The sequence below is a fragment of the Alicycliphilus denitrificans K601 genome, assembly GCF_000204645.1.
Taxonomy (GTDB): Bacteria; Pseudomonadota; Gammaproteobacteria; order Burkholderiales; family Burkholderiaceae_C; genus Alicycliphilus; species Alicycliphilus denitrificans.
In genome coordinates, this window is record NC_015422.1 from 3052964 (window position 1) to 3078953 (window position 25990).

Consider the following 25990-nt stretch of genomic DNA (forward strand, 5'->3'; position numbering starts at 1 on the left):
CACGGGTCCTTTCATGCGCGCGCATGCACCACGGCATACCAGCCGCGCGCGTCCGTCCAGCTCTGGGTGCCGGCAAAACCCGCCTGGCGCAGCAGCGCGGTGAATGCCGGCAGGGGGTGCTTGTAGCTGTTCTCGGTATGGATGCGCTCGCCCGCCGCGAAGTCGCGCCCGCCGCCGGGCCAGCGCACGCGTTGCGGGCCCAGGGCCTCCAGGTGCATCTCGATACGCGAGGCGACCGGGTTGAAGAACGCCCGGTGCCGCCATTGGCGCGGGTCGAAGTCGCTGCCGATCAGACTGTTGACGTGCGCCAGGACGTTGCGGTTGAAGGCGGCGGTCACGCCCGCGGCGTCGTCGTAGGCCGCCTCCAGCACGGCCCTGGGCTTGGGCAGGTCGACGCCGATCAGCAAAGCCCCGCCGCCCTGCGCCAGCGCGCGCATCTGCGCCAGCAGCGCCACGGCCTGCGGCGGGTCGAAGTTGCCGATGGACGAGCCCGGGTAGAACACCAGGCGCCGCTGCCCCGGAATGTCCGGCGGCAGCCGCAGGCCGGCCGTGATGTCGCCGCCCACCGCGCGCGCGTCCAGCCCTGGCAGCGCCGCGCGCAGGCGCGCGACGGCGCCCTGCAGGTAGTCCGCCGAGATGTCCACGCCCACGAAATGCGTGGCCGCCAGCCGGCGGCACAGGTCGCGTGCCTTGTCGCAGCTGCCCGCGCCGGGTTCTATCACCACGCGGCCCGCGCCCACCGCCTCGGCAATGGCGCGGCCGTGGCGGCGCATGAGGGCGCGCTCGGTGCGCGTGAGGTAGTACTCGGGCAGGCGCGTGATGGCCTCGAACAGCTCGGAGCCGCGCCGGTCGTAGAAATACTTGGGCGAGATGCTCGCCCGCGGCGCCAGCAGGGCGTCCGTGATCTCGCGCCGGCACGCCGCATACGCCTGCCCCACGGGCTGCGCCTGGCGCGACAACGCAAGGGAGGGGGCGATGGCGGGCATAACGCCGCAGCGTAGGGCGCAAGTCCCCGGCGCGGCGCAGGCCAAGGCATGCATTGCGGGTAGGACGGCCGCGCAAATTGCGCGCGCCCCCTTGCGCCGGCGCGCCGCGCGTGGCAGGCCGCCCTGCCGTTTATCCAAGAAAAAGCGCTGGAAGGCACGCCCGGCAAGCGCCACCAGCTATCAAAAGTAAAAAGGGCTGGCGCCCCACATGCACCAGCCCTTCCCCAGCAGAGGACGAAAACCCCGGAATCAGAAGCGGTAGCCCACGCCCAGGCCCACCAGCACGGGATCGACCTTGAACTTGCCGATGCCGCCGCTGACCGTGGTGTCGATGTAGACCTTCTTCACGTCGAAGTTGAGCGACCAGTTCTTGTCCAGCGCGTAGTCGAAGCCCACCTGCAGCGCCGGGCCCCAGCTGTTCTTCTTCACGGTCAGCGCGCCGCCAGCGATGTCCACGCTGGAGAAGCGCGTGTAGTTAACGCCCGCGCCCACATAGGGCTTGAACGCGCCCATGCCGGTGAAGTGGTACTGGCCCAGCAGCGTGGGCGGCAGGTGCTTGAGCGTGCCGATCTTGCCGCCGTTCAGGCGCACGTCGTGCTTTTGCGGGTAGGTCAGGATCAGTTCGGCCGCGAAGTTGGGCGTGAAGAAGTACGACACATCCACTTCCGGGATCCACTTGTCGTTGATGCTCACGCCAGCCGCACCCGCGGCGCCGCCGTTGGAGCTGTCAAGGTGCACGGCACGGGCGCGCACCATCCATTGTCCGTCCTGCTGCTGTGCGTACGCAGCACCGGAAGTCATCGCACACAGGACAGCCAAGGCCAGCAGGTTCTTTTTCATTTCAGGCATCTCTATACGGTTGAACGGGGACGGCCCCCGTACACCCATTAGGCCTACCAGCAAAATGGTCAACTTTGCTATAGATCAATTTCCAAATGTCTTTGTCCATAGGCATTTGCCAGCGTGTCACAAAAAAGTGACAGCCTATCCGTGCGACGCAGCCGTGCCGCGCAGGCGCCCGAGCAGCGTCCATCCGGCCAGGACGATGGCGCCGGCCACGACCCCCACCAGGGCGTTGAGCAGGCTGCTGGCCAGCAGGGCCCACAGGCCGCCCAGGGGCCAGCCGCCCGCCGCCGCGCCCGCGGCTGCCACGGCATGGTGCAGCGCCGGCACGCCGTGCACCAGAATGCCGCCCCCCACGAGGAACATGGCCGCCGTGCCCAGCACCGACAGCGCCTTCATGAGCCACGGCGCCGCCGCCAGGATGCCTCGCCCCAGCGCCTGCGCGGCGGCGCCGGGCCGGCGGCTGAGCCACAGGCCCAGGTCGTCGAGCTTCACGATGCCCGCCACCAGGCCGTAGACGCCCACGGTCATCAGGGCGGCAATGCCGGCCAGCACGGCGACCTGCTGCACCAGCGGCGCGGCGGCCACCGCGCCCAGGGTGATGGCGATGATCTCGGCCGAGAGGATGAAGTCGGTGCGCACCGCGGCCTTGATCTTGTCCTTCTCCAGCGCCGCCAGGTCCACGGCCGGGTCGGCGTTGGCCTGGGCGTGGCGCGCATGGGCGGCCGCATCCTCCTGGGGCGTATGCAGGAACCTGTGCGCCAGCTTCTCGCAGCCCTCGAAGCACAGGAAGGCCCCGCCCAGCATGAGCAGCGGCGTCACGGCCCATGGCGCGAAGGCACTGATGAGCAGCGCCGCCGGCACCAGGATCGCCTTGTTGCCCAGCGAGCCCTTGGCCACGGCCAGGACCACGGGCACCTCACGCTCGGCTCGCACGCCCGTGACCTGCTGCGCGTTGAGCGCCAGGTCGTCGCCCAGCACGCCGGCCGTCTTCTGCGCCGCGACCTTGGTCATGGCCGACACGTCGTCAGCCATGGCGGCGCTCTTCTTGGCAGCGAGCTTGGACATGAGCGCCACGTCGTCCAGGATGGTGGCAATGTCGTCGAGCAGGGTCAGAAGGCTGGCACCGGCCATGAATCACTCCAGGAAAAGGGAGCCGGCATTATGAACAGAAAAGCCCCTGGCGCTTGTGTGCCAAGCGCCAGGGGCTATCGTTTTGGTAGTGCCAAGGGGTGTGTCAGCCGACCCATTTACGCGCGTTGCGCCAGATGCGCATCCAGGGGCTCAGGGCCTCCGGGCCTCCGGTGGCGGCCAGGTCGGTCCAGCTCATCTGGATGTTGCGGAACGCCCGCTCGGGGTGCGGCATCATGGCCGTGAAGCGGCCGTCCCGGGTGGTCACGGCCGTCAGGCCCCCGGGCGAGCCATTGGGGTTGAACGGGTAGCGCTCGGTGGGCTGGCCGTGGTTGTCCACGAAGCGCATGGCCGCCACTGCCCGACCGGCGTTGCCGCGGCGCTCGAAGTTGGCATAGCCCTCGCCGTGCGAGACCACGATGGGCAGGCGGCTGCCGGCCATGCCCTGCAGGAACAGGCTGGGCGAGTCGAGCACCTCGACCATGGACAGGCGCGCCTCGAAGCGGTGGCTCTGGTTGGTGGTGAAGCGCGGCCAGTCCTCGGCACCGGGGATGATGTCGGCCAGCTCAGCGAACATCTGGCAGCCGTTGCACACGCCCAGGGCGAAGGTGTCGCCGCGGCCGAAGAAGCGCTGGAACTGCTCGGACAGGCGCTCGTTGAAGGTGATGGAGCGCGCCCAGCCTATGCCCGCGCCCAGCGTGTCGCCGTAGCTGAAGCCCCCGCAGGCGACCACGCCGGCGAAGTCCTCCAGGCGGGCGCGGCCGGCCTGCAGGTCGGTCATGTGCACGTCGAAAGCCTCGAAGCCGGCCTCGGTGAAGGCGTAGGCCATCTCCACGTGCGAGTTCACGCCCTGCTCGCGCAGCACGGCCACCCTGGGCCGGGCAAGCTGAAGATAGGGCGCGGCCACGTCATCCAGCGGGTCGAACGTGAGGCGCACGTACAGGCCAGGGTCGGCCGGATCGCCGGCGGCGGCATGCTCGCTGTCGGCGCATGCGGGGTTGTCGCGCTGCTGGCAGATCTTCCAGCTCACGGCGTCCCAGACCTGGTGCAGGTCGGACAGGCTGGCGCCGAACACCTTCTTCGCGTCGCGCCAGACCTGCAGCTCGCCCTTGCCGGCGTCCACCGGCGACGCCATGGGGCGCGTCTTGCCGATGGCGTGGCTGCACTGGATCAGGCCGTGTTCGCGCAGGGTCTGCATGACGGCGGCGCGGTCGGCCGTGCGGATCTGCAGCACCACGCCGGGCTCTTCGTTGAACAGCGCGGCCAGGGTCTGGGCCTCGCGCCGGCCGCTGACCTGCGCGCCCCAGTTCTTGCCCTCGCCGCTGTCCATGCGGCTGTCGCTGATGCCGTCGCCCTCGGTGATCAGCATGTCCACGTTCAGCGCCACGCCCACCTGGCCCGCGAAGGCCATCTCGGCCACGGTGGCCAGCAGGCCGCCGTCGCTCCTGTCGTGGTAGGCCAGGATCTGCCCCTTGGCACGCAGCGCGTTCACGGCATCGACGAGCGCGACGAGGTCCTTGGGATCGTCCAGGTCGGGCGTCTCGTGGCCGCTCTGGCCCAGCACTTGGCCCAGGATGGAGCCGCCCATGCGATTCCTGCCGCGGCCCAGGTCGATGAGCACCAAGGTGCTGTCTTCCTCCCTGGCATCGAGTTGCGGCGTGAGCGTGCCGCGCACGTCGGCCAGCGTGGCGAAGGCGGTGACGATCAGGCTCACGGGCGAGGTGACCTTCTTCACCTCGCCGCCCTCGGTCCACTGCGTGCGCATGGACAGGCTGTCCTTGCCCACGGGGATGGAGATGCCCAGCCGCGGGCACAGCTCCATGCCCACGGCCTTCACGGTCTCGTACAGGGCGGCGTCCTCGCCGGGCTCGCCGCAGGCGGCCATCCAGTTGGCCGACAGCTTCACGCGCGGCAGCTCGATGGGCGCGGCCAGCAGGTTGGTGATGGCCTCGGCCACGGCCATGCGGCCGGATGCCGGCGCGTCGATGGCGGCCAGCGGCGTGCGCTCGCCCATGGCCATGGCCTCGCCGGCGAAGCCCCGGTAGTCGGCCAGGGTCACGGCCGCGTCGGCCACGGGCACCTGCCAGGGGCCGACCATCTGGTCGCGGTGCGTGAGGCCGCCCACGGCCCGGTCGCCGATGTTGATGAGGAAGCGCTTGGAGGCCACCGTGGGGTGGGCCAGCACCTCGATCACGGCCTTCTCCAGCGGCAGGCCGTCCACGTTCAGCGGGGCGAAGCTGCGCCGCACGCTCGCGACGTCGCGGTGCATGCGGGGGGGCTTGCCCAGCAGCACGTCCATGGGCATGTCCACGGGGTACTTCTGCGCGCCTTCGGCCACGGCCGTGTCCTCCAGCACCAGCCGGCGCTCCTCGGTCGCCACGCCGATCACGGCGAACGGGCAGCGCTCGCGCTCGCAGAAGGCCGTGAACCGGGCCAGCGACTCGGGCGCGATGGCGAGCACGTAGCGCTCCTGGCTCTCGTTGGACCAGATCTCCTTGGGCGCCAGGCCCGACTCCTCCAGCGGCACGGCGCGCAGGTCGAAGCGCGCGCCGCGGCCGGCGTCGTTCGTCAGCTCGGGGAAGGCGTTCGAGAGGCCGCCCGCGCCCACGTCGTGGATGGCGAGGATGGGGTTCTGCTCTCCTTGAGCCCAGCAGTGGTTGATGACCTCCTGCGCGCGGCGCTCGATCTCGGGGTTGCCGCGCTGCACGGAATCGAAGTCCAGCTCGGCCGCGTTCGTGCCCGTGGCCATGGAGCTGGCGGCGCCGCCGCCCATGCCGATGCGCATGCCGGGCCCGCCCAGCTGGATCAGCAGCGTGCCGGCGGGGAATTCGATCTTCTTGGTATGCCGCGCGTCGATGGTGCCCAGGCCGCCCGCGATCATGATGGGCTTGTGGTAGCCGCGCGTGACGTCTCCCACCTGCTGCTCGTACTCGCGGAAGTAGCCGCACAGGTTGGGACGGCCGAATTCGTTGTTGAAGGCCGCGCCGCCCAGCGGGCCCTCGGTCATGATCTGCAGCGGGCTGGCGATGTGCCCGGGCCGGCCCACCTCGCTGCCCCACAGTTTGGAGACGGTGAAGCCTGTCAGGCCGGCCTTGGGCTCGGAGCCGCGGCCCGTGGCGCCCTCGTCGCGGATCTCGCCGCCCGCGCCGGTCGCGGCGCCGGGGAAGGGCGAGATGGCCGTGGGGTGGTTGTGCGTTTCCACCTTCATCAGCACGTGGTGCGTTCCGCTTCTCTTTTGATAGCTAGGAGCGCTTACCCTATCTGCGCCGGAGTCGAATCTGGCAAAGAATTGCTCGATCTCGCTGCCCTCCATGATGGAGGCGTTGTCGGCATAGGCCACGATGGTGTGCCGGGGCGAGACGGCCTCGGTGTTGCGGATCATGCCGAACAGGCTCTTGTCCTGCGCCACGCCGTCGATGGTGAACTGGGCGTTGAAGATCTTGTGGCGGCAATGCTCGCTGTTGGCCTGGGCGAACATCATCAGCTCCACGTCCGTGGGGTTGCGCGCCAGGCCCGTGAAGGCGTTCACGAGGTAGTCGATCTCGTCGTCGGCCAGCGCCAGGCCCCAGGCCTTGTTGGCGGCCTCCAGGGCGACGCGGCCTCCCTGCAGCACGTCGACGAAGGCCATGGGCTCGGCCTGCAGCTCGGTGAACAGGCGCCCGGCCTCGGCGCGGCTGGCCACCACCGATTCAGTCATGCGGTCGTGCAGCAGCGCGGCGACCTGCTGCAGCTGTCCGTCGCTCAGCTCGGGCCTGCCGCCGAGCAGCCCGCCCTTGAGGCTGATGCGGTATTCGGTGATGCGCTCGACGCGGCGCACGGCCAGGCCGCAGTTGCGGGCGATGTCGGTGGCCTTGGACGCCCAGGGCGAGACCGTGCCCAGGCGCGGCGTGACGAGAAGCGCCACGCCGTCGGCCGGGCCGCCGTAGGGATCGCCATAGCACAGCAGCGCTGCCAGGCGCTCCTGCCCGGCCGGCGTGGGGGCGGCGTCCTGCGCGACCAGGTGCACGTGGCGCGCGGCAATGCCTTCGATCTTGGGATGGATGGCCTGCAGCTGGGGCAGCAGTTGCTGGGCGCGGAAGGTACTGAGGGCATTGCCGCCCTCCAGCGTGGTGATGTGCAAGGTCACGGTGTAGCGGCCTGGAGTGATGGGAGGAAAAGGCTTGCCGCCGCCGGGCGCCGGCGGCCGCTGAATGGGGCCGCCGCGCCCCGTGGCGCGTATTCGTGGCAACCCGGCATTTTAACGGCGGCCACCTGCGCCCCGGCCGGGCGCCTGCAGGGGATGAATGCGAATGGGATAATTTCCGCCATGAGCAGCATCACCATCAAAGACGCCCAAGGCATTGCCGGCATGCGCGAGGCCTGCCGCCTGGCCTCCGAAGTGCTGGACTACATCACCCCCCACATCAAGCCCGGCATCACCACCGCCGAAATCGACCGCCTGGGCGCCGAGTGCATGGTCAGCCAGGGAACGGTGTCCGCCACCATCGGCTACCAGCCGCCGGGCTATCCGCCCTACCCGGGCCACCTGTGCACCTCGGTCAACCACGTGGTGTGCCACGGCATACCGAACGACAAGCCGCTCAAGAAGGGCGACATCGTCAACGTGGACGTCACCGTGATCACCAAGGACGGCTGGTACGGCGACAACAGCCGTATGTACATGATCGGCGAATGCTCGATCGCCGCCAAGCGCCTCTCGGCCCTGACCTACGAGGCCATGTGGCTGGGCATACAGCAGGTCAGGCCCGGCGCGCGCCTGGGCGACATCGGCCACGCCATCCAGAAGTTCGCCGAGGGCCACGGCCTGTCGGTGGTGCGCGAGTTCTGCGGCCACGGCATAGGCCAGAAATTCCACGAAGACCCCCAGGTGCTGCACTACGGCCGCCCCGGCACCGGCCAGGAACTGGTGCCCGGCATGACTTTCACCATCGAGCCCATGCTCAACCAGGGCAAGCGCGACATCAAGGAACTGGGCCAGGACGGCTGGACCATCATCACCAAGGACCGCAGCCTGTCGGCCCAGTGGGAGCACACGGTGCTGGTCACGCCCACGGGCTACGACGTGCTCACGCTGTCGGCGGGCTCGCCCCCTCTGCCCCCGTTCGTGAAGGCCACCACCACCTGAGGGCCTGGCACGGAGCCGGCGCGCACGGTTCTTGCTAAGTCCATCTCATGTCATCACGCCATCCTCTGCCCCCTTCCGACTCCGCCTCTCTGCACGCGCTGCGCGACGGCTACCGCCAGGACAAGGCCGCCCTGCTGGCCAGGCTGCACGTGCCCGACGCCTCCACGCGCGGCATCCGCAGCCTGCTGCGCAGGCTTTCCGCGCTGGCCGACACGGTGCTGTGCCGGCTGTGGACGCACGCGCAGCTGCCGCAGAGCTGGGCCCTGGTGGCAGTGGGCGGCTACGGGCGTGCCCAGCTGTTCCCGCATTCCGACGTGGACGTGCTGCTGCTGCTGCCCGACGGCACGCAGGCGTGCGCCGACGAGGCGCGCAAGCCCATCGAGGCCTTCATCGGCAGCTGCTGGGACGCGGGCCTGGAGATCGGCTCCAGCGTGCGCACCACGGCCGAGTGCCTGGCGGAGTCCGCCGCCGACGTGACGGTGCAGACCGCGCTGCTGGAATCGCGCCTGGTGTGCGGCAGCGCGGCGCTGTTCGAGGACTTCCGCCGGCGCTACGACGCGCAGATGGACCCGCGCGCCTTCCTGGTCGCCAAGACGCTGGAGATGCGCCAGCGCCACACCAAGTACGAGGACACGCCCTACGCGCTGGAGCCCAACTGCAAGGAATCGCCCGGCGGCCTGCGCGACCTGCAGATCATCCTGTGGGCGGCCCGCGCGGCGGGGCTGGGCCGCACCTGGCGCGAGCTGGAGGCCAGCGGCCTGGCCACGCCCTTCGAGGTGCGCCAGATCGAGCGCAACGAGGCGCTGCTGTTCCTCATCCGCGCGCGCCTGCACGTGCTCGCGGAGCGGCGCGAGGACCGCCTGGTGTTCGACCTGCAGACCGCCGTGGCCGAGGCCTTCGGCTACCGCTCCACCGCGCCGGACGGCCGGGGGCTGGCCATGCGCGCCAGCGAAACGCTGATGCGCCGCTACTACTGGGCCGCCAAGGCCGTGTCGCAGCTCAGCCAGATCCTGCTGCTGGGCATAGAAGAGCGGCTCAACCCCTCCACGCACGAGCTGCGCCCCATCAACCCGCGCTTCTTCGAGAAGGCCGGGCTCATCGAGGTGGCCAGCGACGACCTGTACGAGAAGCACCCGCACGCCATCCTGGAGACCTTCCTGCTCTATGAGAGCACGCTGGGCCTGAAGGACCTGTCTGCGCGCACGCTGCGCGCGCTCTACAACGCGCGCGCCGTGATGGACAGGCGCTTTCGCCACGACCCGGCCAACCGCGCGCTGTTCATGCAGATACTGCGCCAGCCGCGCGGCATCACGCACGCCATGCGGCTCATGAACCAGACCTCGGTGCTGGGGCGCTACCTGTGGCCGTTCCGCCGCATCGTGGGCCAGATGCAGCACGACCTGTTCCACGTCTACACGGTGGACCAGCACATCCTCATGGTGCTGCGCAACATGCGGCGCTTCTTCATGGCCGAACATGCGCACGAGTACCCGTTCTGCTCGCAGCTGGCTGCGGGCTGGGACAAGCCCTGGATCCTGTACGTCGCGGCGCTGTTCCACGACATCGGCAAGGGCCGCGGCGGCGACCATTCGCAGATCGGCGCGCAGGAGGCTCGGCACTTTTGCCGCCAGCACGGCGTGGAGCGCGAGGACGCGCGGCTCATCGAATTCCTCGTGGCCGAGCACCTCACCATGAGCCAGGTGGCGCAGAAGCAGGACCTGTCCGACCCCGGCGTGATCGCGGCGTTCGCGCGGCGCGTGGGCAACGAGCGCTACCTCACCGCCCTGTACCTGCTCACCGTGGCCGACATCCGCGGCACGTCCCCGAAGGTCTGGAACGCCTGGAAGGGCAAGCTGCTCGAAGACCTGTACCGCGCCACGCTGCGCATGCTGGGCGGGCGCGCGCCCGACGCCGCCGCCGAGATCGAGGCGCGCAAACGCGAGGCGCTGATCCTGCTGGCCCTGAGCGCCCTGCCCCACGAGGCGCACAAGCGCCTGTGGGGGACGCTGGACGTGAGCTACTTCATGCGCCACGAGGCGCCCGACATCGCCTGGCACACGCGCCACCTCTCGCGCCACGTGGGCAGCACGCGGGCCATCGTGCGCGCCCGCCTGTCCCTGGCCGGCGAGGGGCTGGAGGTGCTGGTCTACGCGCCCGACCGGGCCGACCTGTTCGCCCGCATCTGCGGCTACTTCGACCGGGCGGGCTTCTCCATCCTGGACGCGCGCGTGCACACGGCGCGCAACGGCCACGCGCTGGACACGTTCCAGGTCGTGGCCTCCAGCCAGCCCGGCGCCTACCGCGAGCTCATCCACATGGTCGAGAGCGACCTGCAGCGCGCCATCGAGGACCAGGGCGCGCTGCCCGAGCCCGCGCGCAGGCGCGTGTCGCGCCGCGTCAAGAGCTTCCCCATCGCGCCGCGCGTGACGCTGCGCCCCGACGAGCAGGCCCAGCGCTGGCTCATCAGCATCTCCGCCAGCGACCGCGCCGGCCTGCTGTACATGGTGGCGCGCGTACTCTCGCGCCATGGCCTGAACGTGCAGCTGGCCAAGGTCAGCACTCTGGGCGAGCGCGTAGAGGACACCTTCCTGGTGCAGGGCCCGGAGCTGCAGAGCAACGCACAGCAGATCCGCATCGAGACCGAACTGCTGCAGGCGCTGGCGGATCAGTAGATCGGCGCGTCAGTGCGCGTGCGCGCCCGCCACGGGCACCAGCCTGCCGTTCTTGTCGTAGAGCTTGCCGTCGACCACCACGTCGCCGTCGTACAGGCTGGCCAGCACATGCGCGCTCAGCGTGCGGTCGGAGGCCGCGACGAACACCGACTGCTGGTCCGAGTTGCCCCGCTTGAAGTGGTTGAACAGCAGGTTGAGCACGATGGCGACCAGGGCCGTGGCGCTGATGCCGGAGTGGAAAATGGTCGCGAACCAGTCGGGGAACTGCGCGTAGAACTTGGGCGCGACGACGGGAATCAGGCCCGCGCCCACCGAGGTGGCGACCACGATCAGGTTCATGTTGTTCTGGTAGTCCACCTTGGACAGGGTGCGTATGCCGCTGGCCGCCACCGTGCCGAACAGCACCAGCCCGGCGCCGCCCAGCACCGACGGCGGCACGCAGGCCACCACGCGGCCCATGACGGGCAGCACGCCCAGCGCAATCAGGATCAGGCCGCTGTAGGCCACGACGAAGCGGCTCTTGACGCCCGTGACGGCCACCAGGCCCACATTCTGCGCAAAGGCACTTTGCGTGAACGAGCCGAACAGCGGCGCGACGATGCTCGACAGCATGTCGGCGCGCAGGCCGTCGCCCAGGCGGCGCGAATCGACGCGCGTGCCCACGATGTCGCCCACCGCCAGCACGTCGGCGGAAGTCTCGACCAGGATGACCAGGATGACGATGAACATCGACAGGATGGCCGCGGCGTTGAACACCGGCCAGCCGAAGTGCAGCGGCGCGGGAATGGCGAACCACGCGCCCTGCGCCACCTGCGAGAAATCCGCCTTACCCAGCAGGGCCGCCACCAGCGTGCCGATGACAATGGACAGCAGGATCGACAGGCGCGAAATCGCGGCATTGCCCAGCTTGGAGAGCACCAGCACGGTCACCAGCGCAATGCCCGCCAGCGCGATGTTGCCCATGCTGCCGTAGTCGGCCGCGCGGGCGTTGCCCCCCATGGCCCAGTGCGCCGCCACGGGGATCAGCGACAGGCCGATCACCGTGATGACGCAGCCATTGACCAGCGGCGGGAAAAAGCGCGTGACCTTGGAGAACACCGGAGCGATCAGCAGGCCCAGAACGGCCGAAGCCATCACCGCACCCAGGATGCCCTGCATGCCGCCGCCGGTCTGCAGGATGCTGACCATGGTGGCCACGCCGGCGAACGACACGCCCTGCACCAGCGGCAGACGGCTGCCGAAGAACGGGATGCCCAGGGTCTGCAGCAGCGTGGCCACGCCGCCCATGAACAGGCAGGCGGTGATGAGCAGGCCGGTGTCAGAGGCCGGCATGCCGGCCGCCTCGGCCACGATCAGCGGCACGGCGACGATGCCGCCGTACATGGTCAGCACATGCTGCAACCCATAGGCTAGGTTGGCACCCAGGCCCAGGTTTTCGTCCTCCGGCCGTGGGGTCGCATGGGCGGAGTTGAGGGAATGCGTGTTCATCGTCGTCTCCTGATGGGTCCTTGGAACAGGGCTCTTCGCGGCCTCTTGGTTCGCTGCGCCGTCCTCTTTTTTTGCGGGATACGCGTCGTTTTCGCCATCGCACCCAGCCTCTTCGACCACGGCATGCGTGGCACTTTACGAGCAGCTACGGGAAAAATTGCATACTGTTATGTATACAGTCTTTGACCCTTCTTCCCACCATTCGCGGCCCGCGAACGGGCCGCGGCCGCCTCACTCGTCCTCGACCGTGCCGATGTCCGGGAACAACACCTCGGTGAAGCCGAACTGGCTGAAGTCGCGCATACGCATGGGGTAGAGCTTGCCCCACAGGTGGTCGCATTCGTGCTGCACCACGCGCGCATGAAAGCCGCTGACCGTGCGGTCTATCGGCTCGCCGCGGACGTCGAAGCCGGTGTAGCGCACCGTCTGCCAACGCGGCACCATGCCGCGCATTCCGGGCACCGACAGACACCCCTCCCAATCGAGCGACTCCTCGTCGCCGATGGGCGTGACCACCGGATTGATCAGCACGGTACGCGGCACGACGGGCGCATCGGGGTAGCGCGGATTGGGCGCACCCGAGCCGAACACCACCACCTGCAGGTCCACGCCGATCTGTGGCGCCGCCAGGCCGGCGCCGTTGGCGGCATGCATGGTGTCGAGCAGGTCGGCCAGCAGCCCATGCAGTTCATCGGTGTCGAAGCGGGTGACGGGCCGGGCCACGCGCAGCAGGCGCGGGTCGCCCATCTTCAGAATGGTGCGCTGGGTCATCTGGGATGTATGCAAGCGGGGTAACGGCCAAAGGGCATGATGCTGCCCGGGCCATGGAGCATACCCCCGCGCAATGCCTGCACAATACAAGCCATGCCGCAGCCCTCCGAGGAAGTGCCTCCCGTACCCGAGCAGGTGCCCCTGCCGGCAGTGGCGCGCTGGCTGCTGCTGCTGTTCGCCGGCCTGTGCCTGGCCCTGGGGGTGATCGGCGTCGTCGTGCCCGGCCTGCCCAGCACGGTGTTCATCCTCATGGCCGCCTGGGCCGCGGCCCGCAGCTCGCCGCGCCTGTACCGCTGGCTCTGGCACCACCCGCTCTTCGGCTCCATGCTGCGCAACTGGCACAACGGCGGGCGCGTGAGCCGCCATGCCAAGTGGAGCGCCACCTGCCTGATGGTGCTGTGCGCCCTCATCCTGCTCTGGATCAACATTCCGCTCTGGGCCGCCACCAGCGGATGCGTGAGCATGGCCTGCGTGCTCACCTGGCTGTGGCTGCGCCCCGAGCCGCAGCGCTGACCGGGGACAGCCAGAATGTGTCCGGACCGGGCTGGTTTTGTGTATATAATTTAAGGCTTGTTCCCCGATAGCTCAGTCGGTAGAGCGACGGACTGTTAATCCGCAGGTCCCTGGTTCGAGCCCAGGTCGGGGAGCCAACATTTCAGGCCTTGCAATCGCACAAGGCCTTCCCATAACGATACCGATCATTCCTCAATAGCTCAGTCGGTAGAGCGCCGGACTGTTAATCCGTAGGTCCCTGGTTCGAGCCCAGGTTGAGGAGCCAATTCTCGGCACTGCGAATCCTGGTGCGGTTGTCCAACTGCACCAGGCATTCGGGGTGGTAGTCCACCAGAACTTCCACGTCGCCCACCGTTATTTCCTTGACGAACGATCTCACAAACTCGCGCAGTTTCTTCGGGTCGTTGCAGTCCATCACCAACCCCCGCAACGCTTGCGAGGCCTCGGCCGGGTCGATGGCCCCGACTTCGGGCGGCGCCAGCGTCTCGTTTTCCAGATCCGTCAGGGCCTTCTCCAGCAGCTTGATGTTCTCGTTGAGCTCGCGCAGGCGCTTGGTCAGGTCGCCCAGGTTCGGCGTATCGCGCCCGTGCTCTTCCAGGATGGAGAACAGCTTGGAGCGCGACCGCTCCAGCGAGCGCAGGTCCTTCACGATTACGCCCCGGCGCTCGGCACGTTCCTGCACCCAGTCGCGCCGGTGTGCGTAGGCCTCCCGGATCACGCCCCAGTCCTCTTTTTTTCGTGCGAGCCGTCGCAACGGCCTTTTGCCGGCCTGCGGGAGCAGCGATGGCAATGCTCGGCAAATTGGCGCAAAATGCGCCAATCAGGAGAACGCCATGGCCCAGACCGCTTTCGCATCCGTCAAGCTTCCTAACACGCTCGTCGAGCAGGCCCGCCAGGCCGCGCAGCCCATGCGCCGCTCGGTGGCCAGCCAGATCGAATACTGGGCCACGCTGGGCCAGATCGTCGAGCACACGGGCCTGAGCGTGCAGGAAGCGCGCACCGCCATCGAGCAATACGAAGCCGCCGCCGAACGCTCCAGCGCCACCGCGCCGGCCTCGGTCGATGCCCTGACCGCGCGGCTATTGGCGGCCCAGGCGCGCGGCTCGCTGGCCGAGCGCGTGCGCGAGGTGGTGCAGGGCAACCAGGCCCGCACCGCCTGACATGGCGGCTGCCCCGCTCTGGTTCCACCTGCTGGCCGGCCCCAATGGCGCGGGCAAGTCCACGCTCTACCGCGCGCTGGTGCGCGAAGGCATCCTCGGGCCGCCGCTGGAGTTCGTGAATGCCGACCTGCACGAACGCGACCACCTGCAGCACATTACCGATCCTCTGCGGCGCTCACAGGCCGCACGGGCCTGGGCCGACGGACGCCGCGCCGCGCTCCTGGCCGCGCGCCAGCCTTTCGCCAGCGAGACGGTGTTCTCGCACCCCTCCAAGCTCGAATTGATCGCCAGCGCGCAGCGCCAGGGCTACACGGTTGCGCTGCACGTGGTCGCACTGGACGATCCTCAGCGCCTGCTCGGGCGCGTGGCGCAGCGCGTGCGCGAAGGCGGCCATCCGGTACCGCCCGAGCGCATCCTGGCGCGCTACCCGCGCACCATGGTCCTGCTCGCCCAGGCGGTGCGGCTGGCGGACGTTGCCTATCTCTACGATGCCGTCGATACGAGCGCGGGCGGCCCCCGCCTGGTCGCGGTGCGCAGCGGGGCAGGCACCATCGAACCGGCCGGCTCCCTGCCGGCATGGGCGCGGACGATGCTGGGCAGGTAGCGCCGGCAGCACGCCCGGCCGCAGGTGCCAGGCTTCGTGCGCTACTGAAAAAATAGCTTTTATCGCGCTCCCCTCCTTGGTTTCAATGCACTTCGTGCATGAAACCAAGGATTGACAAGCAGTAGCCGCTATTTATTTTGATAAGCCCGCCCCGCTCCGGTTGAACTGCCCCCAGAAGTTGGACGATCAGAGGCCAAAGCCCGAAGGCTTGAACTCGGTCGTGGTTGTAACCACAGAGGGACACAGGGCTTTCATGCCACCTGGAACACCGGGATGGAACGGGATCACATGTTGTCGATCATGACCTGCCCGAAGCCCGAGCAGCTCACCTGGGTCGCGCCCTCCATGAGGCGCGCGAAGTCGTAGGTCACCTTCTTGCTCTGGATGGCCTTTTCCATGGACTGGATGATGAGGTCGGCGGCCTCGGTCCAGCCCATGTGGCGCAGCATCATCTCGGCCGACAGGATTTCCGAGCCGGGGTTCACGTAGTCCTTGCCCGCGTACTTGGGCGCCGTACCGTGCGTGGCCTCGAACATGGCCACGGAGTCGGACATGTTGGCGCCGGGCGCGATGCCGATGCCGCCCACCTGCGCGGCCAGCGCGTCGGAGATGTAGTCGCCGTTGAGGTTGAGCGTGGCGATCACGCTGTACTCGGCCGGGCGCAGCAGGATCTGCTGCAGGAAGGCGTCGGCGATGCTGTCCTTGATGGTGATTTCCTTGCCCGTGCGCGGGTTCTTCAGGCGCATCCACGGGCCGCCGTCGATCGGCGTGGCGCCGAACTCCTCGGCCGCGAGCTCATAGCCCCAGTCGCGGAAGGCGCCTTCCGTGAACTTCATGATGTTGCCCTTGTGCACCAGGGTCACGCTGGGCTTGTCGTTGTCGATCGCATACTGGATGGCCTTGCGCACCAGGCGCTGCGTGCCTTCCCTGGACACGGGCTTGATGCCGATGCCGGAGGTTTCCGGAAAGCGGATCTTCTTGACGCCGAACTCGTCCTGCAGGATCTTGATGAGCTTCTTCGCCTTGTCGGACTGGGCCTCGAACTCGACGCCGGCATAGATGTCCTCCGAGTTCTCGCGGAAGATCACCATGTTGGTCTTGTGCGGCTCCTTGACCGGCGAGGGCACGCCCTTGAAATACTGCACGGGCCGCAGGCAGACGTAGAGATCCAGCTCCTGGCGCAGGGCCACGTTCAGCGAACGGATGCCGCCGCCCACCGGCGTGGTCAGCGGCCCCTTGATCGAGACCACGTAGTCGCGCACGGCGTGCAGGGTTTCCTCGGGCAGCCACACGTCGGGGCCATAGACGCGGGTGGATTTCTCGCCCGCATAGACCTCCATCCAGTGGATCTTGCGGCGGCCGCCATAGGCCTTGGCCACAGCCGCATCCACCACCTTGAGCATCACGGGCGTGATGTCCACGCCCGTGCCGTCGCCCTCGATGTAGGGGATGATGGGCTGGTCCGGCACGTTCAAGGACATGTCGGCTTGGACGGTGATCTTCTGGCCTTCGGCAGGCACCTTGATGTGCTGGTAGCTGGTCATGGAATGGGTCTCCGGTGGTTGTCGCCAGGCTGTTCCCGCTTATGTCCGGCCTGGCCGCAAAAGTCCAAAGATTCTAGGGCCTGTTCACCATGTCCCTCGCATATCCCTGTCAACGGCGGCAACGGCAGGCCGTTGAAGGGAGGCCATGCGCGGGTTTGCGCGTGGCGATCACCGACCCCTACAAGGAATTGGCATATATGAAAAAACTCCTAGCTGTCCTGACCGCCGGTATGTTCGCTGCAGGTGCATTCGCACAGGCTCCGGCTGCCCCCGCTGTTCCGGCCGCTCCAGCGGTAACCGCAGCGCCTGCCGCGGCCGCGCCAGCCCCCGAAGCCAAGGCTGCTGCCAAGAAGGCGACCAAGGCGCCCCACAAGAAGCACGCCAAAAAGCGCACCAAGAAGTCCGCGGCCTGAGCCCCCTTCCGGGGTCCTGGCCCGAAAACCCGCAAAATAGCTTCCTGTTTTGCGGGTTTTTTCTTGCCCGGATTCAAGCCCCGCTCCACTTCAGCCTTTGTTTCGCCCCATGAATATCTCGCCCCTGCGCTTGCCGCGCCCGACGCATCTTCTGGCCCTGGCCCTTGTCTGCACCGGAACATGGGCGCAGGTGGGCCCGCAGATGGATCTGCGGCGCGTGGAGATCACGGCGGGCATGCACCGCATTGACGCCCAGGTGGCTGCCTCGCCGCAGGAGCGCCAGATCGGCCTGATGTTCCGCCGCGACATGCCGCAGCACGAGGGGATGCTGTTCGTCTTCGAGCAGCCCGCCACGCAGTGCTTCTGGATGAAGAACACGCTGCTGCCGCTCACCGCCGCCTTCGTGGCCGATGACGGCACCATCGTGAACCTTGCCGACATGAAGCCCATGAGCGAGGACTCCCACTGCTCCGCCAGGCCCGTGCGCTTCGTGCTGGAGATGAACCAGGGCTGGTTCGCCAGGAAGGGACTGAAGGCGGGCAGCAGGTTGGCGGGCGAGCCCTTCAAGGCGGCGCGCCCATAGGCCGCGCTCCCCGCCCCCCAAAAAAGAAACCGGCCCATGGGCCGGTTTCTCTTGTGCGCCAAGCCGTTCTCAGGCGGCCAGCGAGGCGATGGCGGCGTTGAAGGTGGCGCTCGGGCGCATCACCGCGTCCAGCTTGGCGAGGTCGGGCTGGTAGTAGCCGCCGATGTCGGCCGGCTTGCCCTGCACGGCACGCAGTTCTTCGACGATCCTGGCCTCGTCAGCGGCCAGTTGCCTGGCCAGCGGAGCGAACCTGGCGGCCAGCGCGGCGTCCTCGGTCTGCGCTGCCAGTGCCTGGGCCCAGTACAGGGACAGGTAGAACTGGCTGCCGCGGTTGTCGATCTCGCCGACCTTGCGCGAGGGCGACTTGTTCTCGTCCAACAGCTTGCCCGTGGCTTGGTCCAGCGTCTTGGCCAGCAGCTTGGCGCTGGCGTTGCCGGTCTTCAGGCCCAGGTCTTCGAGCGACACGGCCAGCGCCAGGAACTCGCCCAGCGAATCCCAGCGCAGGTAGTTCTCCTCCACGAGCTGCTGCACGTGCTTGGGCGCGGAGCCGCCCGCGCCGGTCTCGTACATGCCGCCGCCGGCCATCAGGGGCACGATGGACAGCATCTTGGCGCTGGTGCCCAGTTCCATGATGGGGAACAGGTCGGTCAGGTAGTCGCGCAGGATGTTGCCGGTGACCGAGATGGTGTCCAGGCCGCGGGCGACGCGTTCGAGCGTGAAGCGCATGGCGCGCACCTGGCTCATGATCTGGATGTCCAGGCCCGCGGTGTCGTGGTCCTTGAGGTAAGCGTTGACCTTCTTGATGAGCTCGTTCTCGTGCGGGCGATAGGGATCGAGCCAGAACACGGCCGGCATGCCCGAGTTGCGCGCGCGCGTGACGGCGAGCTTGACCCAGTCGCGGATCGGCGCGTCCTTGACCTGGCACATGCGCCAGATGTCGCCCTGCTCCACGTTCTGCGAAAGCAGCACCTCGCCGGTGGCCAGGTCCACGATGTTGGCCACGCCGGCTTCCGCGATCTCGAAGGTCTTGTCGTGCGAGCCGTATTCCTCGGCCTTCTGCGCCATCAGGCCCACGTTGGGCACGGTGCCCATGGTGCGCGGGTCGAAGTTGCCGTGCCACTTGCAGAAGTTGATCATCTCCTGGTAGATGCGCGCGAAGGTGGACTCGGGCATCACGGCCTTGCAGTCGTAGGGCTTGCCGTCTGCGCCCCACATCTTGCCGCCGCCGCGGATCATGGCGGGCATCGAGGCATCGACGATCACGTCGTTGGGCGAGTGGAAGTTGGTGATGCCCTTGGCCGAATCGACCATGGCCAGCGCGGGGCGGTCCTCCTGGCAGGCGTGCAGGTCGCGGATGATCTCCTCGCGCTTGGACTCGGGCAGGACCTTGATCTTCTCGTACAGATCGACCATGCCGTTGTTGACGTTGATGCCCAGCTCGTCGAACAGCTTGCCGTGCTTCTCGAAGGCTTCCTTGTAGTAGATTTTCACGCAGTGGCCGAACACGATGGGGTGCGAAACCTTCATCATCGTGGCCTTGACGTGCAGCGAGAACAGGATGCCGGCCTCCTTGCAGTCGTCGAGCTCGCGCTCGTAGAACTCGCACAGCGCCTTCTTGCTCATGAACATCGAGTCGATGATCTCGCCGGCCTGCAGCGCGACCTTGGGCTTGAGCACGATGGCCTTGCCGCTGGCCGTGATGAGCTCCATCTTCACGTCGCGCGCCTTGTCCAGCGTCATCGACTTCTCGCCGTGATAGAAGTCGCCGTGGTGCATGTGCGAGACATGCGTCTGCGACCACTGCTTCCACTCGCCCATGGAGTGCGGGTGCTTCTTGGCGTAGTTCTTCACGGCGGCGGGCGCGCGGCGGTCGGAGTTGCCCTCGCGCAGCACGGGATTCACGGCCGAGCCCAGGCACTTGCCGTAGCGCGCCTTGATTTCCTTGTCCTGCTCGTTGGCGGGGTTCTCGGGGTAGTCGGGGATCTTGTAGCCCTTGGACTGCAGTTCCTTGATGGCTGCCATGAGCTGGCTCACCGAGGCGCTGATGTTGGGCAGCTTGATGATGTTGGCGTCGGGCTCCAGCGTCTTCTTGCCGAGCTCGGCCAGGGTGTTGGGCACGCGCTGCTCCTCGGTCAGATAGTCCGCGAACTCGCCCAGGATGCGGGCCGCCACCGAGATGTCGCTCTCGGCCACGTTGATACCAGCCACCGACGTGAAGCCGCGCACGATGGGCAGGAATGAGGCCGTTGCCAGGCGCGGCGCTTCATCGGTCAGGGTGTAGATGATGGTGGGTTGTTGGGTGCTCATCTCGTCTCTCAGGTAACAAAAACAGAGGTTTGTGCCGCCGATCGGCGGCCATGCGCGCGGTCATCCGATGTGACATGGCGGATTGTGCGCGAGTCGCCGCCGGAAAATCGTGCAATTTGCAATCGAATATCGTATTGCGAAAAATCATGGGGAAAACTGGCACTTTTTTTTGCAAGTCTTCTACAAGACTGTCGCCACGATTCCAAACATGCGAAAAGGGGCCCGGAGATCGCTCTCCGGGCCCCTGTGGGCAACTAGGCCTGACTCGGCCTGCGCGGTACGGCTTGGCCTCGCCGGGCTCAGGCGAAGTTGGCCTCGGCGAACTTCCAGTTCACCAGCTTGTCCAGGAAGGTCTCGACGAACTTGGGACGCAGGTTGCGGTAGTCGATGTAGTAGGCGTGCTCCCACACGTCCACCGTCAGCAGGGCCTTGTCGGCCGTGGTCAGGGGCGTGCCGGCGGCGCCGGTGTTGACGATGTCCACGCTGCCGTCGGCCTTCTTCACGAGCCACGTCCAGCCCGAGCCGAAGTTGCCCACGGCGCTCTTGACGAACGCTTCCTTGAAGGCGGCGTAGCTGCCCCACTTGGCGTTGATGGCCGCGGCCAGCGCGCCGCCGGGCTCGCCGCCGCCGTTGGGCGTCATGCAGTTCCAGAAGAAGGTGTGGTTCCAGATCTGGGCCGCGTTGTTGTAGATGCCGCCGGAGGACTTCTTGACGATCTCCTCGAGCGTCATGTTCTCGAACTCGGTGCCCTTCTGCAGATTGTTCAGGTTCACCACGTAGGCGTTGTGGTGCTTGCCGTGGTGGTATTCCAGCGTTTCCTGGCTGTAGTGGGGGGCGAGGGCGTCGATGGCGTAGGGCAGCGCAGGCAGTTTGTGTTCCATGGTCAAGTCCTTCGTGGGTCGTAGTAGGTAACGGGTCGCCGGCGCCATTGGCGCGGCGCGGCATCGGCCATTCTAGAAAGCAATGACGAACCCCGCTGTAGGCGAAGCGTGACTCCCGTCAACGCGTGCGGGATTGCCGCCGTCACAGGAGGCGGCGCTGCGCAACGGTGAGGTCCAGCTCGCCCTCGGCCAGCCGGGCGTGCACGGCGTCGCCCAGGCGCACCTGGGACGGCCGCAGCACGGCGCGGCCCTCGGCGTCGGTCAGCAAGGCGTAGCCGCGTTCGAGCACCAGCTGCGGGTTGAGCAGCTCCAGCCGCAGCGCAGCGCGCTCCAGGCGCTCGCCGCGCTGCGCCAGGCTGCGCCGCACGCCTTGCGGCAAACTGGCCTCCAGCGCTTGGCTGGCCTGCGCCATGCGCTGCATTTTCAGTAGTACTCCATGGCGCATGCGCTGGGCCAGAGCCGCCAGCCGCAGCCGCTGCTGGGCGACGAGGCCCGAGGGCCGTCCCAGGCGCTGGGACGCCTGGTCCAGCCGTTGGTGGCGCAGGTCGATCTGGCGCTGCGCGGCGTCCTGCAGCCGCCCGGCCAGCAAGTCAAGCGCGCCCAGCCAGACGGCGCGCGGCTCGCTCACCAGCTCGGCCGCGGCCGTGGGCGTGGGCGCGCGCAGGTCGGCGCAGAAGTCGGCGATGGTGAAGTCGGTCTCGTGCCCCACGCCGCTCACCAGGGGCACGGGGCTTTGCACGATGGTGCGGGCCACGCGCTCGTCGTTGAAGGCCCACAGGTCCTCGATGGAGCCGCCGCCGCGCACCAGCAGGATCACGTCGATGGGCGGCGGCGCCCCGGTTTTCGATGCCGGATCGCCCTCCATGGCGCTCCCAGCCTGCGCAAGCAGATACAGTTTCGATAGCGCATCGCAGATCGACGCGGGCGCCTGCGCGCCTTGCACCAGGGCCGGCACCAGCACCACCGGGATGTGCGGCACGCGCCGCGCGAGCGCCGTCACCACGTCGCGCAGGGCGGCCGCGCCCGGCGAGGTGACCAGGCCTATGCCGCGCGGCATGACGGGCAGCGGCCGCTTGCGCGCGCCGTCGAACAGGCCCTCGGCCTCCAGCTGGGCCTTCAGCCGCAGGAACTGCTCGAACAGCGCCCCCTGCCCCGCGCGCCGCAGGCCCTCGACGATGAGCTGCAGGTCGCCGCGCGCCTCGTACACGCCCAGGCGCCCGCGCACCTCCACCAGCTCGCCGTCGCGCGGCATGAAGTCCAGCAGGTCGGCCGCGCGGCGGAACATGGCGCAGCGGATCTGCCCCTGCCCGTCCTTGAGCGTGAAGTAGCAATGCCCGCTGGACGCGCGCGAGAAGCCCGTGATCTCGCCGCGCACAGCTATCGGGTTGAAGCGCGCCTGCAAAGTGTCAGCAATGGCGCGGCATAGCGCGCCAACTTCCCAGATACGCGGCGCCACGCCTGCCTGCGGGGGCTCAAACACAGGCCCCTCCGAGCCTGCAGGGCGCCGCGACGGCCGGACTAGTCCACAGAATCCGGCGAGCGGGGCGCATCCGGCAGGCACTGCCCATGACCCGCCGCAAACCACGCAGACACGTGCAACCCATTGATTCAGAACAATTTTTTGATGCGTAAATTTTCATCATTCCAAGCAAACCACGCATTGGCGCCGTCCAGAGCGGTCTGTGCATGTGGTTTCCCACAAAGTTATCCACAGAAAATGTGGGTCGAGCGCCGCTGGCGAAGAGGCGGCGGCGCTGCGGCGTTCGCCGGGCCCGCCGAAAAGCCGCCCGTGCAAGCTGCGCCATAATCCTGCGCTGCCTTCAACCGTGTGCGGAGTGAGAATTGCTGTCGATCATACAAGCCGCCGGCTGGCCCATCTGGCCCCTGATTGCGTGCTCCATCCTGGCGCTGGCGCTGGTGTTCGAGCGCTTCATGGCCCTGAAGACGGCCCGCGTCGCCCCGCCGAAGCTGCTCGACGAGGCCATCTCGGTGTCTTCGCGCGCCGTTCCCGCGCCCGACGTGGTGGCCCAGCTGGAGCAGAACTCCGCCCTGGGCGAGGTGCTGGCCAGCGGCCTGCGCGCCTTGAACGGCAACCCGCAGAGCAGCGAGGCAGACCTGCGCGCCGCCATGGAGGGCGCGGGGCGCAAAGTGGCCCACCGCCTGGAGAAATACCTCACGGCCCTGGCCACGATCGCCTCGGCCGCGCCGCTGCTGGGCCTCTTGGGCACGGTGATCGGCATGATCGAGATCTTCGGCTCGCAGGCCGGCACGGGCGCCGTGGGCGCCACCGGCGGCGGCAACCCGGCGCAGCTGGCGCACGGCATCTCCATCGCCCTGTACAACACGGCCTTCGGCCTGATCATCGCCATTCCCACGCTGATCTTCTGGCGCTACTTCAGGAGCCGCGTGGACGCCTACCTGCTGACGCTGGAGCTCGCCTCCGAGCAGTTCGTGCGCCACATCAGCCGCCTGCGCAAGTAACCCCGCCATGAACTTCCGCCCCCGCCAGAAGGAAGAGCCGGAGATCAACCTGATCCCGTTCATCGACGTGCTGCTGGTGATCCTGATCTTCCTGATGCTGTCCACCACCTACAGCAAGTTCACCGCGCTGCAGCTGACCCTGCCCGTGGCGGACGCGCAGCAGCTGCGCGACCATCCCCGGGAAGTCATCGTCTCGGTGGCCGCCGACGGGCGCTACGCCGTCAACAAGAGCACGCTGGAAGGCAAGCGCGTCGAGCAGGTGGCGCAGGCGCTCACCGAGGCCGCCACCGCGGGCCGCGACAGCGTGGTCATCATCAGCGCCGACGCCGCCGCGCCGCACCAGTCCGTGGTCACGGTGATGGAGGCCGCGCGCCGCGTGGGCCTGTCGCAGATCACCTTCGCCACCCAGTCGTCGGCCACGGCCGGCAAGTGAACCAATGGCCGACCACGCCGCGCGGCTGCGCCAGGCCTGGCGGCGCCGCGGCCCGCTGGCCATGGCGCTGTGGCCGCTGTCCCTGCTGTACGGCACGCTCACGGCGCTGCGCCGCGCGCTCTACCGCGCCCGGCTGCTGCGCAGCGAACGCCTGCCCGTGCCGGTCATCGTGGTCGGTAACGTCATCGCGGGCGGCGCCGGCAAGACCCCCGTGACCCTGGCCGTGGTGCGCCACCTGCGGGCTGCGGGCTGGCGCCCGGGCGTCATCTCGCGCGGCTACGGGCGCGCCACCGGTGATTGCCGCGAGGTGCTGCCCACGGCCAGCGCCGCCGAGGCGGGCGACGAGCCGCTGCTGATCGCGCGCGCGGCCGGCGTGCCGGTCTTCGTGGCACGCCGGCGCGCGGACGCCGGCCGCGCGCTGCTGGTCGCCCACCCCGCCACAGACATCATCGTCTGCGACGACGGCCTGCAGCACCTGGCGCTGGCGCGCGACGTGGAGGTCTGCGTCTTCAACGACGAAGGCGTGGGCAACGGCTGGCTGCTGCCCGCCGGCCCCCTGCGCGAGCCCTGGCCGCGCGCCGTCGATCTCGTGCTGCACGCCGGCCCCGCGCCCGGCGGGCCCGCGCCGCAGTTCGCGCTGTCGCGCGCCCTGGCGGACCACGCCGTGGACGCCGCGGGCCGGCAGGTGCCGCTGGCGCAGCTGCAGGGCGAGCCCCTGCACGCGCTGGCCGCCATCGCCAGGCCGCAGGACTTCTTTGCCCTGCTGCACGCCAAAGGGCTGAGACCCGCCACCGAAGAGGCGCTGCCCGACCACTACGATTTTTCTAGCTGGAAGTGCCCGCCAGACAAGCACTTGAGGCTGATTTGTACCGAAAAGGACGCCGTCAAGCTCTGGCCCGCGCATCCCGACGCGCTGGCCGTGCCGCTGCGCCTGTCCATCGCCCCCGCCTTCTTCGGCGCACTGGACGCGCGCCTGGCCTCGCTATCATCGCCACCCCATTGAGAGGAGCACCGCCATGGACCCCAAACTGCTTGAACTGCTGGTCTGCCCCGTCACCAAGGGCCCGCTGACCTACGACCGCGAGCGCCAGGAGCTCGTCTCGCGCAGCGCGCGCCTGGCCTACCCCGTGCGCGACGGCATCCCCGTGCTGCTGGAGAACGAGGCCCGCACGCTCACCGACGAGGAGCTGGAGCAGTGAGCGCCGCCGCGCCGTTCACGGTGCTGATCCCGGCGCGCCTGGCCTCCACGCGCCTGCCCGACAAGCCGCTGGCCGACATCGCCGGCCTGCCCATGGTGGTGCACGTGGCGCGCCGCGCCGCGCAAAGCGGCGCCCGGCGCTGCGTGGTCGCGGCCGACGACGCGCGCATCATCGACGCCTGCCTGGCGCACGGCGTGCAGGCCCTGCTGACGCGCGCCGACCACGCGAGCGGCAGCGACCGCCTGGCCGAGGCCTGCGCGCTGCTCGGCCTTGCGGGCGACGACATCGTGGTCAACGTGCAGGGCGACGAGCCGCTCATCGACCCGCGTCTCATCGACGCCGTGGCCGCGCTGCTGCACGCGCGCGCCGACGCCAGCATGGGCACGGCCGCCCACGCCATGGAAAGCGCCGCCGACTTCGCCAACCCCAACGTGGTGAAGGTGGTGCTGGACGCGCAGGGCCTGGCGCACTACTTCAGCCGCGCCCCCATCCCCCATGCGCGCGACCACGCCGCCGGCAGCGCTTGGTGGCGGCAGGGCCGGGGCGTGCCCGCGGGCTTCGCGCCGCTGCGCCACATCGGCATCTACAGCTACCGCGCGGGCTTCCTGCGCCGCTTCCCGGAGCTGCCGCCCGCGCCCACGGAGCAGATCGAGGCGCTGGAGCAGCTGCGCGCGCTGTGGCACGGCCACCGCATTGCCGTGCACGTGGCCGCCAGCGCCCCCGGCGCGGGCGTGGACACGCCGGAGGACCTGGAACGCGTGCGCGCCCTGCTGGCCGCGTAAGCCCGCCAAAAGTATCGCGTGCTATCCTCACCGCCCGCACAAAGGGCACGCTCGCGCCAGCCGTGCCGGCCGAT

Annotated in this window: 22 protein-coding genes and 2 tRNA genes; 14 read left to right on the plus strand and 10 right to left on the minus strand. The window is 68.5% G+C overall.

All coding sequences use genetic code 11. The features are described from left to right. Window positions 1-11: 11 nt before the first annotated feature. From egtD to purL, 4 genes are all read right to left on the minus strand, one after another. Window positions 12-986 carry an L-histidine N(alpha)-methyltransferase gene (egtD, locus tag ALIDE2_RS14530; RefSeq protein ID WP_013519430.1) on the minus strand — a complete coding sequence of 325 codons (975 nt, stop codon included), beginning with the start codon at window positions 984-986 and terminating at the stop codon, window positions 12-14. 249 nt (window positions 987-1235) lie between these two features. Then, window positions 1236-1826, minus strand: coding sequence for an OmpW/AlkL family protein (locus ALIDE2_RS14535; protein ID WP_013519431.1), 591 nt, complete (start codon window positions 1824-1826; stop codon window positions 1236-1238). Window positions 1827-1970: 144 nt separating this feature from the next. Continuing rightward, complete coding sequence (locus tag ALIDE2_RS14540; protein ID WP_013722423.1) at window positions 1971-2963, minus strand: DUF808 domain-containing protein; 993 nt, start codon at window positions 2961-2963, stop codon at window positions 1971-1973. 103 nt (window positions 2964-3066) lie between these two features. Then, the gene (gene purL / locus ALIDE2_RS14545; protein WP_013722424.1) at window positions 3067-7086 is read right to left on the minus strand and encodes a phosphoribosylformylglycinamidine synthase; all 4020 of its coding nucleotides are present in this window, start codon (window positions 7084-7086) and stop codon (window positions 3067-3069) included. Window positions 7087-7266: 180 nt separating this feature from the next. Between purL and map the strand changes: the two genes are divergently transcribed. Both map and ALIDE2_RS14555 read left to right on the plus strand, forming a co-directional pair. Continuing rightward, a complete protein-coding gene (map, locus tag ALIDE2_RS14550) occupies window positions 7267-8085 on the plus strand; it encodes a type I methionyl aminopeptidase (RefSeq protein ID WP_013519434.1) in 819 nt (272 codons plus the stop codon). A gap of 47 nt (window positions 8086-8132) precedes the next feature. Beyond that, window positions 8133-10757: a [protein-PII] uridylyltransferase gene (locus tag ALIDE2_RS14555; RefSeq protein WP_013722425.1), complete on the plus strand. Its 2625-nt coding sequence runs from the start codon at window positions 8133-8135 to the stop codon at window positions 10755-10757. 9 nt (window positions 10758-10766) lie between these two features. Here the strand turns inward: ALIDE2_RS14555 and ALIDE2_RS14560 are convergent, their stop codons facing one another. Beyond that, complete coding sequence (locus ALIDE2_RS14560) at window positions 10767-12245, minus strand: nucleobase:cation symporter-2 family protein (protein ID WP_013519436.1); 1479 nt, start codon at window positions 12243-12245, stop codon at window positions 10767-10769. A gap of 231 nt (window positions 12246-12476) precedes the next feature. Continuing rightward, entirely contained in the window at window positions 12477-13016 is a 540-nt protein-coding gene (gene def / locus ALIDE2_RS14565; RefSeq protein WP_013519437.1) for a peptide deformylase, read from the minus strand. Window positions 13017-13109: 93 nt separating this feature from the next. On the opposite strand from def, the gene ALIDE2_RS14570 reads away from it, so the two are divergent. From ALIDE2_RS14570 to ALIDE2_RS14590, 5 genes are all read left to right on the plus strand, one after another. Next, window positions 13110-13529, plus strand: coding sequence for a YbaN family protein (locus ALIDE2_RS14570; RefSeq protein ID WP_013722426.1), 420 nt, complete (start codon window positions 13110-13112; stop codon window positions 13527-13529). 61 nt (window positions 13530-13590) lie between these two features. Further along, a tRNA-Asn gene (locus tag ALIDE2_RS14575) sits at window positions 13591-13666 on the plus strand. Window positions 13667-13718: 52 nt separating this feature from the next. Next, a tRNA-Asn gene (locus ALIDE2_RS14580) sits at window positions 13719-13794 on the plus strand. Window positions 13795-14362: 568 nt separating this feature from the next. Then, window positions 14363-14689: a TA system antitoxin ParD family protein gene (locus tag ALIDE2_RS14585; RefSeq protein ID WP_013519439.1), complete on the plus strand. Its 327-nt coding sequence runs from the start codon at window positions 14363-14365 to the stop codon at window positions 14687-14689. Window position 14690: 1 nt separating this feature from the next. Beyond that, window positions 14691-15293, plus strand: a complete 603-nt coding sequence (locus ALIDE2_RS14590; RefSeq protein WP_013722427.1) for an ATPase — start codon at window positions 14691-14693, stop codon at window positions 15291-15293. 284 nt (window positions 15294-15577) lie between these two features. Here the strand turns inward: ALIDE2_RS14590 and icd are convergent, their stop codons facing one another. Next, entirely contained in the window at window positions 15578-16837 is a 1260-nt protein-coding gene (gene icd / locus ALIDE2_RS14595) for an NADP-dependent isocitrate dehydrogenase (protein WP_013722428.1), read from the minus strand. A 161-nt stretch (window positions 16838-16998) separates the two neighbouring features. Between icd and ALIDE2_RS24515 the strand changes: the two genes are divergently transcribed. Continuing rightward, the gene (locus ALIDE2_RS24515) at window positions 16999-17250 is read left to right on the plus strand and encodes a hypothetical protein (protein ID WP_308411478.1); all 252 of its coding nucleotides are present in this window, start codon (window positions 16999-17001) and stop codon (window positions 17248-17250) included. Between the two features lie 109 nt (window positions 17251-17359). Next, complete coding sequence (locus ALIDE2_RS14600) at window positions 17360-17833, plus strand: DUF192 domain-containing protein (protein ID WP_013519442.1); 474 nt, start codon at window positions 17360-17362, stop codon at window positions 17831-17833. A 69-nt stretch (window positions 17834-17902) separates the two neighbouring features. On the opposite strand, the gene ALIDE2_RS14605 is transcribed toward ALIDE2_RS14600, so the two are convergent. The 3 genes from ALIDE2_RS14605 to xseA all read right to left on the minus strand — a co-directional run bounded on the left by ALIDE2_RS14605 (window position 17903) and on the right by xseA (window position 22501). Continuing rightward, on the minus strand, window positions 17903-20140 hold the full coding sequence (locus ALIDE2_RS14605) for an NADP-dependent isocitrate dehydrogenase (RefSeq protein ID WP_013722429.1): 2238 nt from the start codon (window positions 20138-20140) through the stop codon (window positions 17903-17905). Between the two features lie 299 nt (window positions 20141-20439). Further along, window positions 20440-21021 (minus strand): Fe-Mn family superoxide dismutase, encoded by a 582-nt coding sequence (locus ALIDE2_RS14610; protein WP_013722430.1) that lies wholly within the window; start codon window positions 21019-21021, stop codon window positions 20440-20442. Window positions 21022-21163: 142 nt separating this feature from the next. Then, window positions 21164-22501, minus strand: coding sequence for an exodeoxyribonuclease VII large subunit (xseA, locus tag ALIDE2_RS14615; RefSeq protein ID WP_013519445.1), 1338 nt, complete (start codon window positions 22499-22501; stop codon window positions 21164-21166). Window positions 22502-22863: 362 nt separating this feature from the next. Between xseA and ALIDE2_RS14620 the strand changes: the two genes are divergently transcribed. From ALIDE2_RS14620 to kdsB, 5 genes are read left to right on the plus strand one after another with little or no spacing between them, the layout of a single operon-like run. Further along, window positions 22864-23502: a MotA/TolQ/ExbB proton channel family protein gene (locus tag ALIDE2_RS14620; RefSeq protein ID WP_013519446.1), complete on the plus strand. Its 639-nt coding sequence runs from the start codon at window positions 22864-22866 to the stop codon at window positions 23500-23502. A 7-nt stretch (window positions 23503-23509) separates the two neighbouring features. Next, on the plus strand, window positions 23510-23935 hold the full coding sequence (locus ALIDE2_RS14625; RefSeq protein ID WP_013519447.1) for an ExbD/TolR family protein: 426 nt from the start codon (window positions 23510-23512) through the stop codon (window positions 23933-23935). Window positions 23936-23939: 4 nt separating this feature from the next. Further along, complete coding sequence (gene lpxK / locus ALIDE2_RS14630; protein WP_013519448.1) at window positions 23940-24938, plus strand: tetraacyldisaccharide 4'-kinase; 999 nt, start codon at window positions 23940-23942, stop codon at window positions 24936-24938. Between the two features lie 13 nt (window positions 24939-24951). Beyond that, the gene (locus ALIDE2_RS14635; protein ID WP_013519449.1) at window positions 24952-25134 is read left to right on the plus strand and encodes a Trm112 family protein; all 183 of its coding nucleotides are present in this window, start codon (window positions 24952-24954) and stop codon (window positions 25132-25134) included. Beyond that, window positions 25131-25916: a 3-deoxy-manno-octulosonate cytidylyltransferase gene (kdsB, locus tag ALIDE2_RS14640; protein WP_013519450.1), complete on the plus strand. Its 786-nt coding sequence runs from the start codon at window positions 25131-25133 to the stop codon at window positions 25914-25916. The genes ALIDE2_RS14635 and kdsB overlap by 4 nt, the downstream gene beginning before the upstream one ends. Window positions 25917-25990 lie beyond the last annotated feature (74 nt).

Excerpts from the sequence above, each read along its gene's own strand:
- egtD (WP_013519430.1), bottom strand. The coding sequence starts at position 986 with ATGCCCGCCATCGCCCCCTCCCTTGCGTTGTCGCGCCAGGCGCAGCCC.
- ALIDE2_RS14535 (WP_013519431.1), bottom strand. The coding sequence starts at position 1,826 with ATGAAAAAGAACCTGCTGGCCTTGGCTGTCCTGTGTGCGATGACTTCC.
- ALIDE2_RS14540 (WP_013722423.1), bottom strand. The coding sequence starts at position 2,963 with ATGGCCGGTGCCAGCCTTCTGACCCTGCTCGACGACATTGCCACCATC.
- map (WP_013519434.1), top strand. The coding sequence starts at position 7,267 with ATGAGCAGCATCACCATCAAAGACGCCCAAGGCATTGCCGGCATGCGC.
- ALIDE2_RS14555 (WP_013722425.1), top strand. The coding sequence starts at position 8,133 with ATGTCATCACGCCATCCTCTGCCCCCTTCCGACTCCGCCTCTCTGCAC.
- ALIDE2_RS14560 (WP_013519436.1), bottom strand. The coding sequence starts at position 12,245 with ATGAACACGCATTCCCTCAACTCCGCCCATGCGACCCCACGGCCGGAG.
- def (WP_013519437.1), bottom strand. The coding sequence starts at position 13,016 with ATGACCCAGCGCACCATTCTGAAGATGGGCGACCCGCGCCTGCTGCGC.
- ALIDE2_RS14570 (WP_013722426.1), top strand. The coding sequence starts at position 13,110 with ATGCCGCAGCCCTCCGAGGAAGTGCCTCCCGTACCCGAGCAGGTGCCC.
- ALIDE2_RS14585 (WP_013519439.1), top strand. The coding sequence starts at position 14,363 with ATGGCCCAGACCGCTTTCGCATCCGTCAAGCTTCCTAACACGCTCGTC.
- ALIDE2_RS14590 (WP_013722427.1), top strand. The coding sequence starts at position 14,691 with ATGGCGGCTGCCCCGCTCTGGTTCCACCTGCTGGCCGGCCCCAATGGC.
- icd (WP_013722428.1), bottom strand. The coding sequence starts at position 16,837 with ATGACCAGCTACCAGCACATCAAGGTGCCTGCCGAAGGCCAGAAGATC.
- ALIDE2_RS14600 (WP_013519442.1), top strand. The coding sequence starts at position 17,360 with ATGAATATCTCGCCCCTGCGCTTGCCGCGCCCGACGCATCTTCTGGCC.
- ALIDE2_RS14605 (WP_013722429.1), bottom strand. The coding sequence starts at position 20,140 with ATGAGCACCCAACAACCCACCATCATCTACACCCTGACCGATGAAGCG.
- ALIDE2_RS14610 (WP_013722430.1), bottom strand. The coding sequence starts at position 21,021 with ATGGAACACAAACTGCCTGCGCTGCCCTACGCCATCGACGCCCTCGCC.
- ALIDE2_RS14625 (WP_013519447.1), top strand. The coding sequence starts at position 23,510 with ATGAACTTCCGCCCCCGCCAGAAGGAAGAGCCGGAGATCAACCTGATC.
- lpxK (WP_013519448.1), top strand. The coding sequence starts at position 23,940 with ATGGCCGACCACGCCGCGCGGCTGCGCCAGGCCTGGCGGCGCCGCGGC.
- ALIDE2_RS14635 (WP_013519449.1), top strand. The coding sequence starts at position 24,952 with ATGGACCCCAAACTGCTTGAACTGCTGGTCTGCCCCGTCACCAAGGGC.